Below are 14,183 nucleotides of genomic sequence, written 5' to 3' on the forward strand. Positions count from 1 at the left end.
GATCTCGGAAATTCTGTTACGCGGGCAACCTAGGTGGAATGCTGGGGGCATGGCTGAGCGCTGGTACTACTGCTTGAAGCACAAGCGGGCCGAGAAGGGCCGGCAGTGCTGGTTCCAGGATCGGATGGGTCCGTATCCGGATCAGGCGACCGCGGAACGGGCCCTGGAGATCGTCAAGGCACGCAACGCGCAGGCCGACGCGCGCGACGGCGACTGACCTGACGGTGCCCTAGTCCGGTGTGCGGCAAGTGATCCCGCGCGCACCGTCGATTCGCGGGTTCGGGGCGGAACGGAAAACGCCCGGTAAATGTGATCTCGAGACCTGGCGGTACGGGCGCGAAGTCCTGGCGTCCAGGTATATCCACTCAGGTCCGCTTCAGCACGATCAAGTACGGTTTTCTCGAATCAGACGAGTGCTCGGTGGTCCTGACGTGGGCTGCGAGCCGGACCAGGATCAGCAGGGAGGGCGACCCTTGAGGGTTACCGTTGTTGTGCCGACCTACAACGAGCGGGAAAATCTGCCGGTGGCGGTGGCGCGGCTGACCGCGCTGCCGGTGCCCGACCTGCACGTGCTCGTGGTCGACGACAATTCACCGGACGGCACCGGTGAGGTCGCCGACAAGCTGGCCGCCGAACTGCCGAACGTGGTGGGCGTGCTGCACCGGACCGAGAAGGACGGCCTCGGCCGGGCCTACATCGCCGGGATCACCCGCGCGCTGGACGAGGGCGCGGACGTGGTCATCCAGATGGACGCCGACCTGTCGCATCCGGCCGAGGTGATTCCGGCCATGCTGGAGAAGCTGTCCAGCACCGACGCGGGCGTCGTGCTCGGGTCGCGCTACGTGCCCGGCGGGTCGACCGCCGAGGAGTGGAAGTGGTACCGCAAAGCGCTGTCGGCGTGGGCCAACTTCTATGTGAACCTGATCCTGCGGCTGCACGTGAAGGACGCCACCGCCGGCTTCAAGGCGTGGAAGGCGGATACGCTGCGCGCCATCGAGGTCGGCTCGATCCGCAGCAACGGGTACTCCTTCCAGGTCGAGATGAACTACCGGACGGTCAAGCAGGGCATCGAGATTGCCGAGGTGCCGATCCGTTTCGAGGAGCGCACCCTCGGTGCGTCCAAGATGAGCCTGAAGGTGCAGCTGGAGTCGGCGTTGATGCCGTGGAAGCTGCTCTTCGGTCGCTCGGTCTGAGTCGCGAATACCGAGCAGGGCCCCGCATCCGGTGGATGCGGGGCCCTGCGTCGTTCGCGGGCGGTCAGCGCTGTGCCAGACCTTGGCGCATCGCCTCCAGGCCGAGCACGACGACCGGGGCGAGCACGACGTGCATGACCGAGAGCGCGATGGTGGTGACGGTGTCGAACGTGGCGGCGACGGTGAGGCCGATGGTCGCGATGGCGAGCACGCCGCCGACCACCTGGGCCACCCGCAGCACCCCGGTCCAGAAGTAGGACACCAGCGCGGCCAGCGTCAGGCCGAGGAACAGCGGCACCGCGGACGAGGTGATCACCGTGCCGATGCCGACGTGCGTGGTGACGCCCTTCTCGACCACGTCGAAGGAGCCGCCCGCCGCGAGGCCGAGCAGCCACACGCCGAGGTTGACCACGACCGCGACCGCGACGCTGCCGAGGATCGCGATGGGGCGGGTGACGGCCGGGATACGCAGGGCCGCTGTGGTGGATTGCGCGATGGTCATGATGTTCTCCTCATCCGAAGCTGTGCTCTGGTGCTGAGAACAATGGTGAAACCTCAATAATTGTTCAGGTCAAATCGATCGGTGGTGGGCTGGATCACACCCCGGCCCGCTCCGTAGCGGAATGTGTTGCGGCTCCCTGATGTTCGCGCGCTCAGTCCGGCTGCGGCCAGTCCAGCAGCAGGTCCACGTAGCGCTGACGGACCGCGGCCACCTCGGCGTCCAGATTCGCGGGGTCCCAGCCGCTGACATCGATCGGGTCGAGAATCGCGACATCCACGATGCCCGGGCGCGCGACCATCGCGTTGCGCCGGCAGATCTCGCCCGCGTTGCGAATGACGATCGGGATGACCGGCACCCCCGCCTGCATCGCGATATGGAACGCGCCCTTCTTGAACGGGCCGACCTCCGGTGTGTAGGAACGGGTTCCCTCGGGCGCGACGGCGATCGACAGTCCGCTGCGCAACGTCTCGACGACGGGTGCGAGGGCGGCCTTGGCCGCACTGGTGCTCGAGCGATCGATGAACGTCACGCCGACGAAGCGCATCAGCGGTCCGAAGATCGGGTTGCGGGTCAGCTCCTTCTTGCCGATGCCGGTGACGCCACCGCCGAGCACCTCGGGGACGATGATGATGTCGAACTGGCTCTGATGGTTGAACAGGAACACCGCCGGCCGCGGCGAGCGGGCGTGTTCCGCGCCGAGCACGCGCAGCTGAACACCGGTGATGCTCAAGGTGTTACCGGCCGCGTGCGCCATCAGCGCGTCGGCCATCTGCTGCCGGTCCTTGGTGGCCGATTTCGCCGCGACACCGTAGAACGCGCCGCCCAGCAGTCCGGCGAAACCGGCGGTGGTGCGGAGGTAGTCGGCGGGCTGCGCGGCGTGCCTGGCCGCGAAGTGCAATACGGGCCACTGCTTTTCCGAGGCCGCCGCAGTGAGTTGCGGGTCGGGGTTCACCGCCACCGGATGCCCGACCAGTGCCAACAGCGGCAGGTCCGCGTCACTGTCCGCGTAACCGTAGCTGTGTTCGAGATCCAGGTCGTGGTCCGCGGCGAACTCGCGCACCGCGGCGGCTTTACCGTTGCGCCACAGCGTTTTCCCATCCGCGTAGCCGGTGAGCCTGCCGTCCTGCACCGCCATCGGCGTGCACAGCACATGTTCGATACCGAGCGCCGCCGCCGCGGGCGCCACCTGGAAGCGGGTCAGCGAGCTGGCCAGCACCACGGTGTGCCCTGCGGCTTGATGGGTGCGAATCAGTTGCCACGCTTCGGGATACAGGTACTCGTACATGGTCTCGCGGAACAGTCGCACACCCAGCTCGTCCAGGTCGTTCTCGAGCTTGCCCGCCGACACTTCGGCGAGCTGGTGCAGCCACCGGCCGTACGCGCCGTCGGTGGTGCCGCCGCGAATGCCGCGCAGCAGGACGCCGGCGATATCGCGCCCGCGGAACAACCGCCGCAACGGCCCCGGCACCGGCGGATCGGCGACGACGGTGCCGCCGAAGTCGAAGATCGCGGCGATCCGCGCACCCTGCGGCCCGGACCGGATCGCGGCGAGTTCGGCGTCCAGATCCCCGGAAGCGGTGGGGTTCACCGCAGCGCCCGATTCGACGGATCGAGGGCGGCGGCCTGCGAGATGCGGGTGCCGATGGTGCGCAGGCGATCCGCGAATTCCACGCGACGCTCGGTCAATTCGGCCCTGGTCTTGGCCGAATCGTCCGACACGCGATCCAGCAGGCCGTAGTTGTCCGCGAGTTTCAGTGCGCTGGTGAACAGTTCGGTGGACACCGATTCCGGGCTGTGCAGCCGCTGCTGCAGCATCATCTGCTTGCCCACCGCGACGCATTCGGCGATGAGCTGTTTGCGGTCGATCTCGGTCTCCGGATCGCGTGCGGCCAACCGTTCGGCGACCACCAGCTGCGCGTCGAAGAACGAGCGAAGCACGCGGTGCGCCATCATGAATCCGGAGTCGGTGAGCCTGGTCATCACCTCCGAACCCAGCGTGTTCTCCCTGGTGTGACTGTGCCATTCCGGATCGAGCAGCAGCATCTCGGCAGTCATCTGCTCGGCGAACTCGGCACGCTCGGGAAAGAAGAACTCGAACTTCAGCAGGTCGCGCAGCCGGAACGCCTCGTCCCAGCCGGTGCTCAGCTGGTCGGCGCCGTCGCTGTCGAGGGCGGCGAGGATGGACAGTTCGAGGATGGCGCGGTGCACGAACCAGTGCACCGCGCTGTTGCGATAGAATGCGGCTTCCAGGTGCGCGCCCGCCTCGATCGAGTACACCGGCTCCAGTCCGCCGCGATACACGGTGACGACCTTGGCCAGCGAGAGTTGTTCCAGCACAACGGCGAGGCCCTGATCGTCGCGCAATGCGGCGAGTTCCCCGTGCGGCAGGTCGCGCTTCTCGATGTAGCCGAGCACCGGAGCGAGCACCGTGCGCACCTCGCCCAGGGTGAGTGCGCGCTCGTGCACGCCGAGCAGCGCGAGGGTGACCAGCGCGTTCACGGTGACCGGGGTGACCGCGTTGATGCCGACCGCGATCTCGAACGCCAGCCGCTGCACGGCTTTGCGCTCCAGTTCGGCGATTTCGGGTGCGTCGGGCTCGCCCTGCCCGAGTTCGGTGTGCCCTGGAGGAGCAGGCTCGGTACGGTGCAGGGGAATGGTCAGCGGGGGAGTGGTGAGCGGATCGCCGTGCGCGGCAAGCCGATCCCGCGCCGACAGGGGTGCGCCGAAGCGTACGTACACGTGCCCGGCCGAATGCTGTTGGCTGCGGACATAACGCGCCAGCCAGGTGAGTCCCTCCGGCTTCTTCTTGCCGCCCACCTGCTCGGTGGCGATGGCGCCCAGCTCGTTCAGCCGCTCATAGGTGATCGACACCGGAACCAGCATGACGTCTTCGACCCGATGCGAACGCACCGCCGAGGCAAGGTAATTCAGGAGCCCGTAGCGCGGCGGCCGCAGCTTGCCGGTGCGGGTGCGTCCGCCCTCGAAGTACCACTCCAGGTTGAATCGTTTGGCGAGCAGGTAGGCGAAGTACTCCTCGACCACCGCCTTGTACACCTCGTCGTCGCCGAAACTGCGGCGGATGAACACGGTTCCGGTGCGCCGGGCGATCGGGCCCATCGGCCAGAAGCTGAGGTTCGCCCCGCCGATCACGTGGTTCGGCGGGAAGTCGTTGCGGGCCAGCACATCACCGAGCACGAACGCGTCGACGTAGGAGCGGTGCGAAGGCAGGAACACCAGCGGGAAGCGGCGGTTCAGGTCGCGCAGACCGGCCAGGCCGGAATCGTCGGAATCCACCTTCCAGGTCGAGGCGTGGATCGGCCGCATCGCCTGGGTGAACAGGTCGGAGACCAATCTGCTCTGCGCGGCGACGAGTTCGTTGAGCGCCTTCTCCGCGCGGCGGTACACCTCGTGCGGGCTCGCGCCGATCTGGTCGGCGATGAGTTCGAGCCTGCGCAGGAACTCGGGCGAGTCGAGGATCTCCTCGGCCACCAGCCGGGGCACCTTGTAGCGGTCGCCGATGATGGTGCGTTCGGCCCGCTCCAACGCGACGACCGCGGCGCGCACGATGGCGCGCGCGAACGGTTCGGCGCTGCCCTTCGCGAACAGGGCCGCGGCTTCGGGATTGTTCGTGCGCAGCTCGCTGAGCAGCGCCGGCTGCCCGGTGAGCACCACGTGCCGGTTCGGCTGGCCGACCAGTTTGCGCTGCGCGAGCCGGTTCGGCTTGCGCGGATTGGTGAGCAGGGCCATATCGGCGAAGGTGATGCGGCGCACGCCATCACGTTCCGGCGGCAGCCAGAGCACCCGCACCGGGACCACGAGCGGGTCGTCGTGTCGGCCGACCAGCCGGGTGGCGATCGCGCCCGCGTCCAGATCCAGCTGGGTCACCGGCGCGGTGCTGCCGAACTCACCGGTGAGGCCACCGTCGTTGAGCCAGTTCCCGATCAGCTCGCGTTCCACCGCGGACGCCGCGTCGACCAGGGCCACCACCGATTCCGGCGCCGACGCTCGCTGGATATCCGCGGGCGACCCGCCACGGTGCTCGATCATGACCCGGTTTCCCTCCGATTGAAAAGATCCTGTCCCGCCTCCCCGGGGCGTCGAGCCGGACCCGGGCGCCCTGGCCGTTGCGTCGGCGCCCGCCGGTCAGCAGCGGATTCGGCTCGGCCCGTACCCGGTGAGTTACTCATGTTCCTACGTCGTCAGCTGTTGCGGGCCGGGAAACGTGTGTTGGACAGGATCATAGGTCGCTGCGGCGTGGCCAGGTCGCAAGTTTGTTCGCTTTGGCCGGGATCGAACTGCCGCGCGCATCCGGCGCTATCTCCCCCGGCCGAATTAGGCTGCGCGGATGGACTGGGCGTTGCGCGCGTGCGGCTGGCACGGCCACTACACCTACCAGCCGGAGGAACCGGATCTGGCCGCGCGACTGCGCGTCGACACCGTGGCGGGGGTGGCGTGGCGCTGCCTGCGCTGTGGCACCTTTGTGCCCGGTGACCCGGTGGGGTCCGGGCCGGCCGACCACGCGCCGGAGGTGCCGCGCGGGCGACTGCTGCGCGATCGCTGGCTGATGCGCGCGTTGGCGATCGAACGTCTGCTGCGTGGCCTGGTGCTGGTGGCCGCCGCGTTCGGGGTGCTGAAGTTCCGGTCCTCGCGGGAGACGATGCGCGCGGCGTTCGACCAGGACCTGCCGCTGCTGCGCCCGCTGGCCGACCAACTCGGCTGGGACATCGACCGTTCGAAGATCGTGCACCTGATCGATGAGGCGTTCTCCCTGTCGAACACGACGCTGCTGTGGGTGGCGGCCGGGATTTTCACCTACGCCGGGTTGCAGGTGATCGAGGCGACCGGCCTGTGGCTGATGAAGCGCTGGGGCGAGTATTTCGCGGTGGTCGCGACGAGCCTGTTCCTGCCGTTGGAGATCTACGAGTTGACCGAGAAGATCACCGCGCTGCGGATCGGCGCGCTGCTGATCAATATCGTCGCGGTGGTCTGGTTGCTCTACTCCAAGCGACTGTTCGGGTTGCGCGGCGGCGCCGCCGCCTATCATGCCGAGCACAGTGCAGAGAGTTTGCTGAGCGTCGAGCGTTCCGCCCTGGCGGTACCGGCGAACTAGGCTTCCGTGGGTCCTCGGCTGTGTTCGCCAGCACAGCTCTTCTTGAATCAGGTAATGCTAACCTTACCTCCAAGTCAGCCAGTTTTGAGCTTTGGAGGATCGTTGTCGACCACGGACGAACGCTTGCGGGTGGAGTATGTAACCGATCCGGCGGCAGCGATGTCCCGACTGGCGGGGGCAGATCGGTTCGGTGAGTACGTGATGTACGAGAGCCCGGGCGAATGGGTCTTCGCCGCCGATCCGATCGGCGGCATCGAATTGGACGTCGAAGAGCTGCGGGTTACCTGGGACGGGACGACGACCACCAGCAAGTGGGAAGGCAGCCCGGCCACCGTCATCGATGCGGCGCTGCGCGCGCTGCCGCTGGCCGGCCGCAACGCCTACGGCTGGATCGGATTCGAGTTCTGCGCGTGGGCCTTCCAGGCGACCGAACACCTGGATCCGCGGACGACGGTGGCGCACTTGATGATTCCCCGGATCGAGGTCCGGGTCGGCGCCTACGGCGTCCGGGTGTCCGGCGCCACCCCGACCGAGACGGGCGATATCCACAGCTTGATCGCCGAATCGCAGGAATCCGAACTGCCGCAGGCGCATCCCGCCGATGTCCGGATCGATCCGACCGGCTACCGGGACCGGGTCGCCGAGGCGGTCGGCGAGATCCAGGCGGGCCGGTATCAGAAGGTCATCCTGTCCAGGAAGGTCGATCTGCCGTTCGTGGTGGACGTGCCCGCGACCTACCGGCTCGGCCGGGCGAACAACACTCCCGCGCGCTCTTTCCTGCTCCGCCTCGGTGGACTCGAGGCGGCCGGCTTCAGCCCCGAACTGGTCGCGTCGGTCGACGACAACCGGGTGGTGACCACGGAGCCGCTGGCGGGCACCCGCGCCTTCGGCCGCGGCGAGGCGGTCGACATGGCGGCCCGGGCCGACCTGGTCAGCGACCCGAAAGAGATCGTGGAGCACGCCATTTCGGTGCGCACCTCGTTCGCGGAGATCGCCGCCGTGGCCGATCCCGGCACCCCCGCGGTCTCCGATTTCATGGTGGTGCGCGAGCGCGGCAGCGTGCAGCATCTCGCCTCCACGGTGCGCGGCCGCCTGGCCGCCGACCGGTCCAGCTGGGACGCGCTCGAGGTGCTGTTCCCGTCGGTCACCGCCTCCGGCATTCCCAAGCGCGAGGGCATCGATTCGGTGTTCCGGCTCGATCACGACGCGCGCGGCCTGTATTCCGGTGCGGTGGTGACGGTTTCGCCCACCGGCGCGCTGGAGGCCACCTTGGTGCTGCGCGCCGTGTATCAGAACACCGAGGGCGCCTGGCTGCGTGCCGGCGCCGGCATCGTCGGGCAATCGCGCCCGGACCGGGAGTTCGAGGAGACCTGCGAAAAGCTCGGCAGCATCGCGCCTTACGTAGTGCGCGCCTGACCTTCTGACGGGCAGTACACCGAAAGGTGTACTGCCCGTTTGCTGTCTCACCCCTCGAGGCCGCGCAGCACCTTCTTGTCGATCTTGCCGACGGCGGTGACGGGCAGCGTGTCCGCGCGACGGAGCACATCGGGCAGTTTGTAGGTGGCCAGACCGCGGTCGATGAGGAACGTCTTGATCTGCGCCAGCGTCGGCATATCGCCGTCGACGACGAGGACGGCGCAGACCTTTTCGCCGAGCGTGGGATCGGGCAGGCCGACCGCGGCGGCGTGCCGCACGGCCGGGTGCGCGAGCAGGTGCTCCTCGAGTTCGTCGCAGGAGATGTTCTCGCCGCCGCGATTGATCACGTCTTTGATCCGCCCGGAAACGATCAGATGACCGCTCGGCAGCCGGCGCACCAGATCACCGCTGCGGTAGTAACCGTCGGGAGTGAAGGCGCGGGCGTTGTGCTCGGGCGCGCGGTAGTAGCCGCGAATCGTGTAGGGGCCCTTGGTCAGCAGCTCGCCCTCCGCGCCGGGTGGCACGTCGTTGCCGTCCGCGTCCACCACCCGGATCTCGTCGTCGGGCGAGAGCGCCCGGCCCTGCGTGGTGCACAGCAGTTCGGTGTCGTCGTCGAGCCGGGTGTAGTTGAGCAAGCCCTCCGCCATACCGAACACCTGCTGCAGCGTGGCGCCGAGCGCGGGGGTCACCTCGCGCGCGTTGACCTCGGCCAGCTTCGCGCCGCCCACCTGGAGCAGGCGCAGCGAGCTCAGGTCGGCTTCCTCCCATTCGGTGGCGGCGCACCACAGTTGGGCCAGCGGCGGAACCACGGCCGTGACGGTCACCCGGTGTCGTTCGATCGCCGCGAAGGCGTTCTCCGGGCTGGGGTCGGTGACGAAGCTCACCGCGCCGCCCACGCTCACGGTGCCGAGGATGCCCGGGCAGGCGAGCGGAAAGTTGTGTGCGGCAGGCAAGGTCGCCAAATAGACGTCGTCCTCGGTGAGTTCGCAGATCGCGGCGCTCGCGGTGGCGTTGTAGGCGTAGTCGTCGTGGGTGCGCGCGATCAGCTTCGGCAGACCCGTGGTGCCGCCGGAGACCAGCATCAGCGCGATATCGCTCGGATCGATCTCCGGCAGCGTCTCGCCCGCGCGCGGCACCGCGGCCAGATCGGTTCCGGTGCCGGGCTCGCCGACCACCAGCACGTGCCGCAGCGTCGGTACCGCGGCCCGCACCGTGTCGGCCAGTTCGCGATAGTCGAAGTCGCCGAGCCGGTCCACGATGATGTAGGCGACGGCTTCGGAAAGCGCTGCCAGATGCTCGATTTCGGCCCGGCGGTGGGCGGGCAGCGTCAGCACCGGAATGATGCCCGCGCGTAGGGCGCCGAACAGCACCGTCAAGAACTCCGGCACGTTCGGCAGCTGCACCACCACCCGGTCGCCCGGCGCGATGCCGAGGGCGAGCAAGCCGTGTGCCATTCGGTCGGCCTCCGCGTCGAGCCAGGCGTAGCTGCGTGTCTGTTCGGCGTCGAGCAGTGCGGGCCGGTGCGGATGCCGCCGGGCCGTGTCGCGCAGCAGGTCGGCCAGCGGGCGTCCGGTCCAGTATCCGGCGGCTCGGTAGGCGTCGGCGGCTTCGGTGGGGAAGCCGACGTAGCCCGCGCGATGCGTGGTGGATGTCGAAGTCACGGTCTTGCCTCACAGATAACTCGAGCCGAGCGCGGATGGAGGGTCTCGGCATATAGGTTAGGCAACCCTATCTCACCGCTGTCGGTGCTGCTACGAAGGCTCTGACCGCCGCTGCGGCGGTTCGCGCGACCCTCGGGAAAGGTTGCGAATCCGTTTAGACTTCTTGGCTATGAGCAGGTGGGATACCTCGGATATGCCCGATCAGTCCGGACGTACGTTCATCGTCACCGGCGCGAACAGCGGGCTGGGGGCCGTCACGGCACGGGCGCTCGTCCGCGCCGGGGCGCAGGTGGTGCTGGCCTGCCGGAACGTGGCCAAGGGCGAGCGCGTGGCCGCGGAACTGGGGGAGCGCGCGGTCGTGCGCCGGTTGGATCTCGCGAGCCTGGACTCGATCCGCGAGTTCGCCGCGGCCACCGACGGCGCCGACGTGCTGATCAACAATGCCGGGGTGATGGCGCTGCCCGAGCAGCGCACCGCCGACGGATTCGAAATGCAGGTGGGCACAAACTATCTCGGGCATTTCGCGCTGACCGGCCTACTGCTGCCCAAGATCTCGCAGCGAGTGGTCACCGTGGCCAGCGGTGCGCACGTGATCGGCAAGATCGACCTGGACGATCTGAACTGGGAGCGCCGTAAGTACCGGCGTTGGCAAGCCTATGGTCAGGCGAAGCTGGCCAACCTGATGTTCGCCTACGAACTGCAGCGCAGGCTCACCGCCGCGGGTTCGCCGACGATCTCGGTCGCCGCGCATCCCGGCTACGCCTCGACCGAGTTGCAGTCGCACACCGAGTCGATCCAGGGCCGGGTGATGTGGCTGGGCAACCGGGTGCTCGCGCAGAGCGCCGAAATGGGTGCGCTGCCAACGCTGTACGTCGCCACCACGCAGGTCGAGCCGGGTGGCTACTACGGACCGACCGAGTTCGGCGGATTGCGCGGCTACCCCGGCGTCTCGGGCTCCTCCAGGGCATCTCGGGACGAAGGCGTCGCGCGTGGTCTCTGGGAGCTGTCGGAGAAACTGACCGGCGTCCGCTACGACTTCGGCACGTAGGGTCCGCATCGTCTGCCGCCACGAGGTGCCCGGGCCGGCGGGAGTGGTCCACATCACTGCTCGACCGGTGTCACACCTCGCGGCGCTGCTCCGTCCTCTCTGTGAACCGCCCAGCACGGCACGAATCAGAAAGAAGGCAGACATCATGAGCGCTCGCTTCAACCTCTTCGGCAACCGCGTCGCCGCCAGCTTCGTCAAGCGCATGAACACGGCGGGCCGGGTGGTCGCCGAATCCACGCTGCCCGCAGCGACTTACGAGCTGGTCAAGATCCGGGCCAGCCAGATCAACGGCTGCGGCTACTGCACCGACATGCACACCAAGGACGCCGCGCACGCCGGGGAGACCTCGGTGCGGCTCAATCTGGTCGCGGCCTGGCCCGAGGCGACCGTCTTCACCGATGCCGAGCGCGCCGCGCTGGCGCTGACCGAGGAGGCCACCCGCATCGGCGACGGCCGCGGCGTCAGCGACGAGGTGTGGCAGCAGGTGCAGAAGCACTACGACGAGGACCAGATCGCCGCGCTCATCGCCGCCATCGCGATGATCAACGCCTGGAACCGGATGAACGTCATCGCCCGCACGCCGGCGGGCGACTACACCCCGGGTCAATGGGGGTGAATTCCCGACCTGGTACAGTCGCCGACGTGCAGCGCGCGTATTTCTGGTTTAGCAAGCCGGCCCTGGGTGGGCTGGTCTGCGGCAACCACATGCGCTGACGACATTCCACCCCGAGCCGGATATGGACCGGCTCGACGGGGTTTCACGTCCGTGGGTCGGCCGAAGAAAAGGAACCCACGACAATGACACGAGCTGCCGACATAGATCCGCGGCATTGCGATCTCGATGACCAACGCACCATGAGCGTCAGCCCGCTGCGTTCACCCGCCGAGGTCCGTCGCGTGCACCCGATCACCGACGAGCTGGCCGACACCGTCCGCAAGGGCCGCGCCGCCACCGTCGACGTACTGAACGGCGCCGACGATCGCCTCATGGTGATCGTCGGCCCGTGCTCGGTGCACGATCCCGCCGCGGCGCTCGACTACGCCCGCCGGCTGGCCGCCAAGGCGGCCGAGCTGGACGACCGGCTGCACGTGGTGATGCGGGTGTACTTCGAGAAGCCCCGCACCACGCTCGGCTGGAAGGGCCTGATCAACGATCCGCACCTGGACGGCTCCTTCGACGTCAACACCGGCCTCGGCATCGGCCGCAAGGTACTGGTCGACATCACCGCGCTCGGGCTGCCGGTGGCGTGCGAGTTCCTGGATCCGATCACCCCGCAGTACATCGCGGACCTGGTTTCCTACGGCGCCATCGGCGCACGCACCGCGGCCAGCCAGGTGCATCGGCAGCTGAGCAGCGCGCTGTCCATGCCGGTGGGCATCAAGAACGGCACCGACGGTGACGTGCAGGTGGCCGTGGACGGCGTCCGCGCCGCGGCGGCCAGCCATGTGTTCCCGGGTACCGATCTCGACGGCCGGGCCGCGCTGATCCGCACCACCGGTAACCCGGACTGCCACGTGATTCTGCGCGGCGGCAGCACCGGCCCGAACTACGACGCCGCCTCGGTGGCCGAGGCCTGCCTGCGCCTGGAGAAGGCGGCGCTGCCGCAGCGACTCGTGGTCGACGCCAGCCACGGCAACAGCAACAAGGACCACAACAAGCAGGTCGACGTGGTGACCGATATCGCCGAGCGGCTGGCGGCGGGCGAGCCCGGCGTGGTCGGTGTGATGCTGGAGAGCTTCCTCGTGGCGGGCCGGCAGGACCTCACCCTCGGCAAGGCCGCCGATCTCACCTACGGGCAGTCCATCACCGACGCCTGCCTGGACTGGGAGACCACCGCGAGCCAGCTCGATCGCTTGGCCGATGCGGTCGCGCAGCGCCGTAATCGTTGACGGCCGTGCCGGTTTCGGCTGCCCGCAGGGATGCGCGGGCAGCCGGGCCGTCGATCTCATGCCGGAGTGGCGAGGACGCCGAGCAGGTCACCGGCGGTGATCACGCGCACGGCGAACGCCGCGTCGGCGAGATGGTCGCGGAGCTTGCCAGGCGGGGGTTTCGGGCTGGTGCTCTCGGCTTCCGGTGTGCCGTAACCGTAGAAGAGGCACAGCGTGCCGCCCGGCGCGAGCAACCGGCGCAGCAGCGCGAGTTCGGCGACCGGTCGTTTCGTCCAGAACGTGTTGACGTTGACCGCCAGGATCTTGTCGAAACCCGCTGCGCCGCAGGCATGCTCGGCCAGGAACCGGGCCGGGTCGAGATCGGTGAGGCTCGCCTGGACGAGTCGGACCTGCCCTGAACCAACCAGCGCGGCATGGGTTTTCGTGGCCCGCCCGATCGCTGTCGCGGAACGATCGATGCCCACGACGCGCCCGTCGGTCGCCCGCGCGGCGAGATAGGCGAGCGAGTTGCTCGAGCCGGGGCCGATTTCGAGGATCAGGTCGGTGGGCCGAACGCCCATGACCTCGACCATCCACCCGAACCGCCGATCGTCAGCCATGGTCGCAATGTACGACGAGAGCAGCGCCGCAGGGCGTCGTTTGCGCCGGTCGAAAGGCCAGCGACCGGAAAGTGGACCGCGACGCGCAGCCCGTGGTTCGGCGAGAATCGGCAGCGTGATCGAGATGGCGGCGGTGTTCGGGGTGGCTGCGGTGGCGTTGGGCATGGTGCTGACACCGGGGCCGAACATGATGTATCTGGTGTCGCGCACAGTGGCACAGGGCAGGCGGGCCGGACTGGTCTCGCTCGGCGGTGTGGCCGCGGGATTCGGGGTGTATCTCCTCGCGGCCGCCGCCGGGATCACCGCCGTGTTCGCGGTGGTGCCCGGTCTCTATCTGGCGGTGAAGCTCGCCGGCGCGGCCTATCTGCTGTGGCTGGCGTGGCAGGCGTTGCGTCCCGGCGGGACCTCGGTGTTCGCGCCCGCGGCCCTGGCCCCGGACCCGGCGCGGCGGCTGTTCACCATGGGGCTGGTCACCAATCTGCTGAACCCGAAGATCGCGATCATGTACATGGCGTTGATCCCGCAGTTCGTGGTGCCCGGCCACGGCCAGGTCTGGCTGCAGAGCCTCTGCCTCGGCGCGGTGCAGATCGCGGTGGCCCTGACCGTGAACGGCCTGATCGTGCTCGGCGCGGGCGGCATCGCGACGTTCCTGACCGGTCGTCCGCTCTGGCTGCGCGTGCAGCGCTACCTGATGGGCACGATGCTCGGCGCCATCGCCGTCCTCGTCGCCACCGACCGCGCCCGGCCCACCCCGGCCTGACCTG

Annotated in this window: 13 protein-coding genes; 8 read left to right on the forward strand and 5 right to left on the reverse strand. The window is 68.4% G+C overall.

Going from position 1 to position 14,183, the window contains the following annotated elements; all coding sequences use genetic code 11:
• Nucleotides 1-49 precede the first annotated feature (49 nt).
• Together NVU01S_RS44300 and NVU01S_RS25695 are read left to right on the forward strand one after the other, a co-directional pair.
• Complete coding sequence (locus NVU01S_RS44300; RefSeq protein ID WP_167829341.1) at nt 50-217, forward strand: hypothetical protein; 168 nt, start codon at nt 50-52, stop codon at nt 215-217.
• 274 nt (nt 218-491) lie between these two features.
• A complete protein-coding gene (locus NVU01S_RS25695; protein ID WP_043664709.1) occupies nt 492-1,193 on the forward strand; it encodes a polyprenol monophosphomannose synthase in 702 nt (233 codons plus the stop codon).
• Between the two features lie 64 nt (nt 1,194-1,257).
• Here NVU01S_RS25695 and NVU01S_RS25700 read toward each other — a convergent pair whose 3' ends face one another.
• The 3 genes from NVU01S_RS25700 to NVU01S_RS25710 form a co-directional block, all read right to left on the reverse strand.
• Nucleotides 1,258-1,695 (reverse strand): DUF6069 family protein, encoded by a 438-nt coding sequence (locus NVU01S_RS25700; RefSeq protein ID WP_043664706.1) that lies wholly within the window; start codon nt 1,693-1,695, stop codon nt 1,258-1,260.
• 151 nt (nt 1,696-1,846) lie between these two features.
• A complete protein-coding gene (locus NVU01S_RS25705; RefSeq protein ID WP_052280189.1) occupies nt 1,847-3,283 on the reverse strand; it encodes an HAD-IB family hydrolase in 1,437 nt (478 codons plus the stop codon).
• The gene (locus NVU01S_RS25710) at nt 3,280-5,742 is read right to left on the reverse strand and encodes a glycerol-3-phosphate 1-O-acyltransferase (RefSeq protein WP_082031831.1); all 2,463 of its coding nucleotides are present in this window, start codon (nt 5,740-5,742) and stop codon (nt 3,280-3,282) included. Before NVU01S_RS25710 ends, NVU01S_RS25705 begins: the two co-directional genes overlap by 4 nt.
• Nucleotides 5,743-6,040: 298 nt before the next feature.
• Between NVU01S_RS25710 and NVU01S_RS25715 the strand changes: the two genes are divergently transcribed.
• Together NVU01S_RS25715 and nbtS are read left to right on the forward strand one after the other, a co-directional pair.
• Complete coding sequence (locus NVU01S_RS25715) at nt 6,041-6,805, forward strand: DUF2127 domain-containing protein (protein ID WP_043664703.1); 765 nt, start codon at nt 6,041-6,043, stop codon at nt 6,803-6,805.
• A gap of 102 nt (nt 6,806-6,907) precedes the next feature.
• On the forward strand, nt 6,908-8,221 hold the full coding sequence (gene nbtS, locus NVU01S_RS25720) for a nocobactin biosynthesis salicylate synthase NbtS (RefSeq protein WP_043664701.1): 1,314 nt from the start codon (nt 6,908-6,910) through the stop codon (nt 8,219-8,221).
• Nucleotides 8,222-8,268: 47 nt separating this feature from the next.
• Here nbtS and NVU01S_RS25725 read toward each other — a convergent pair whose 3' ends face one another.
• A complete protein-coding gene (locus NVU01S_RS25725) occupies nt 8,269-9,882 on the reverse strand; it encodes a (2,3-dihydroxybenzoyl)adenylate synthase (RefSeq protein WP_043664699.1) in 1,614 nt (537 codons plus the stop codon).
• Between the two features lie 169 nt (nt 9,883-10,051).
• On the opposite strand from NVU01S_RS25725, the gene NVU01S_RS25730 reads away from it, so the two are divergent.
• The 3 genes from NVU01S_RS25730 (at nt 10,052) to NVU01S_RS25740 (ending at nt 12,820) form a co-directional block, all read left to right on the forward strand.
• Entirely contained in the window at nt 10,052-10,930 is an 879-nt protein-coding gene (locus tag NVU01S_RS25730; protein WP_043664696.1) for an oxidoreductase, read from the forward strand.
• Nucleotides 10,931-11,075: 145 nt separating this feature from the next.
• The gene (locus tag NVU01S_RS25735) at nt 11,076-11,546 is read left to right on the forward strand and encodes a carboxymuconolactone decarboxylase family protein (protein WP_042253605.1); all 471 of its coding nucleotides are present in this window, start codon (nt 11,076-11,078) and stop codon (nt 11,544-11,546) included.
• 182 nt (nt 11,547-11,728) lie between these two features.
• A complete protein-coding gene (locus NVU01S_RS25740; protein WP_043664692.1) occupies nt 11,729-12,820 on the forward strand; it encodes a 3-deoxy-7-phosphoheptulonate synthase in 1,092 nt (363 codons plus the stop codon).
• 56 nt (nt 12,821-12,876) lie between these two features.
• Here the strand turns inward: NVU01S_RS25740 and NVU01S_RS25745 are convergent, their stop codons facing one another.
• On the reverse strand, nt 12,877-13,419 hold the full coding sequence (locus NVU01S_RS25745; RefSeq protein ID WP_043664690.1) for an SAM-dependent methyltransferase: 543 nt from the start codon (nt 13,417-13,419) through the stop codon (nt 12,877-12,879).
• Between the two features lie 115 nt (nt 13,420-13,534).
• On the opposite strand from NVU01S_RS25745, the gene NVU01S_RS25750 reads away from it, so the two are divergent.
• Complete coding sequence (locus NVU01S_RS25750) at nt 13,535-14,179, forward strand: LysE family translocator (RefSeq protein ID WP_029900397.1); 645 nt, start codon at nt 13,535-13,537, stop codon at nt 14,177-14,179.
• The last annotated feature ends 4 nt before the right edge of the window (nt 14,180-14,183 follow it).

The organism is Nocardia vulneris, assembly GCF_001613425.1.
Lineage (GTDB): Bacteria > Actinomycetota > Actinomycetes > Mycobacteriales > Mycobacteriaceae > Nocardia > Nocardia vulneris.

Bases quoted from the DNA above. Each gene is read 5' to 3' on its own strand.
- NVU01S_RS44300 (WP_167829341.1), top strand. From the start codon at position 50: ATGGCTGAGCGCTGGTACTACTGCTTGAAGCACAAGCGGGCCGAGAAG.
- NVU01S_RS25700 (WP_043664706.1), bottom strand. From the start codon at position 1,695: ATGACCATCGCGCAATCCACCACAGCGGCCCTGCGTATCCCGGCCGTC.
- NVU01S_RS25710 (WP_082031831.1), bottom strand. From the start codon at position 5,742: ATGATCGAGCACCGTGGCGGGTCGCCCGCGGATATCCAGCGAGCGTCG.
- NVU01S_RS25715 (WP_043664703.1), top strand. From the start codon at position 6,041: ATGGACTGGGCGTTGCGCGCGTGCGGCTGGCACGGCCACTACACCTAC.
- NVU01S_RS25730 (WP_043664696.1), top strand. From the start codon at position 10,052: ATGAGCAGGTGGGATACCTCGGATATGCCCGATCAGTCCGGACGTACG.
- NVU01S_RS25735 (WP_042253605.1), top strand. From the start codon at position 11,076: ATGAGCGCTCGCTTCAACCTCTTCGGCAACCGCGTCGCCGCCAGCTTC.
- NVU01S_RS25740 (WP_043664692.1), top strand. From the start codon at position 11,729: ATGACACGAGCTGCCGACATAGATCCGCGGCATTGCGATCTCGATGAC.
- NVU01S_RS25745 (WP_043664690.1), bottom strand. From the start codon at position 13,419: ATGGCTGACGATCGGCGGTTCGGGTGGATGGTCGAGGTCATGGGCGTT.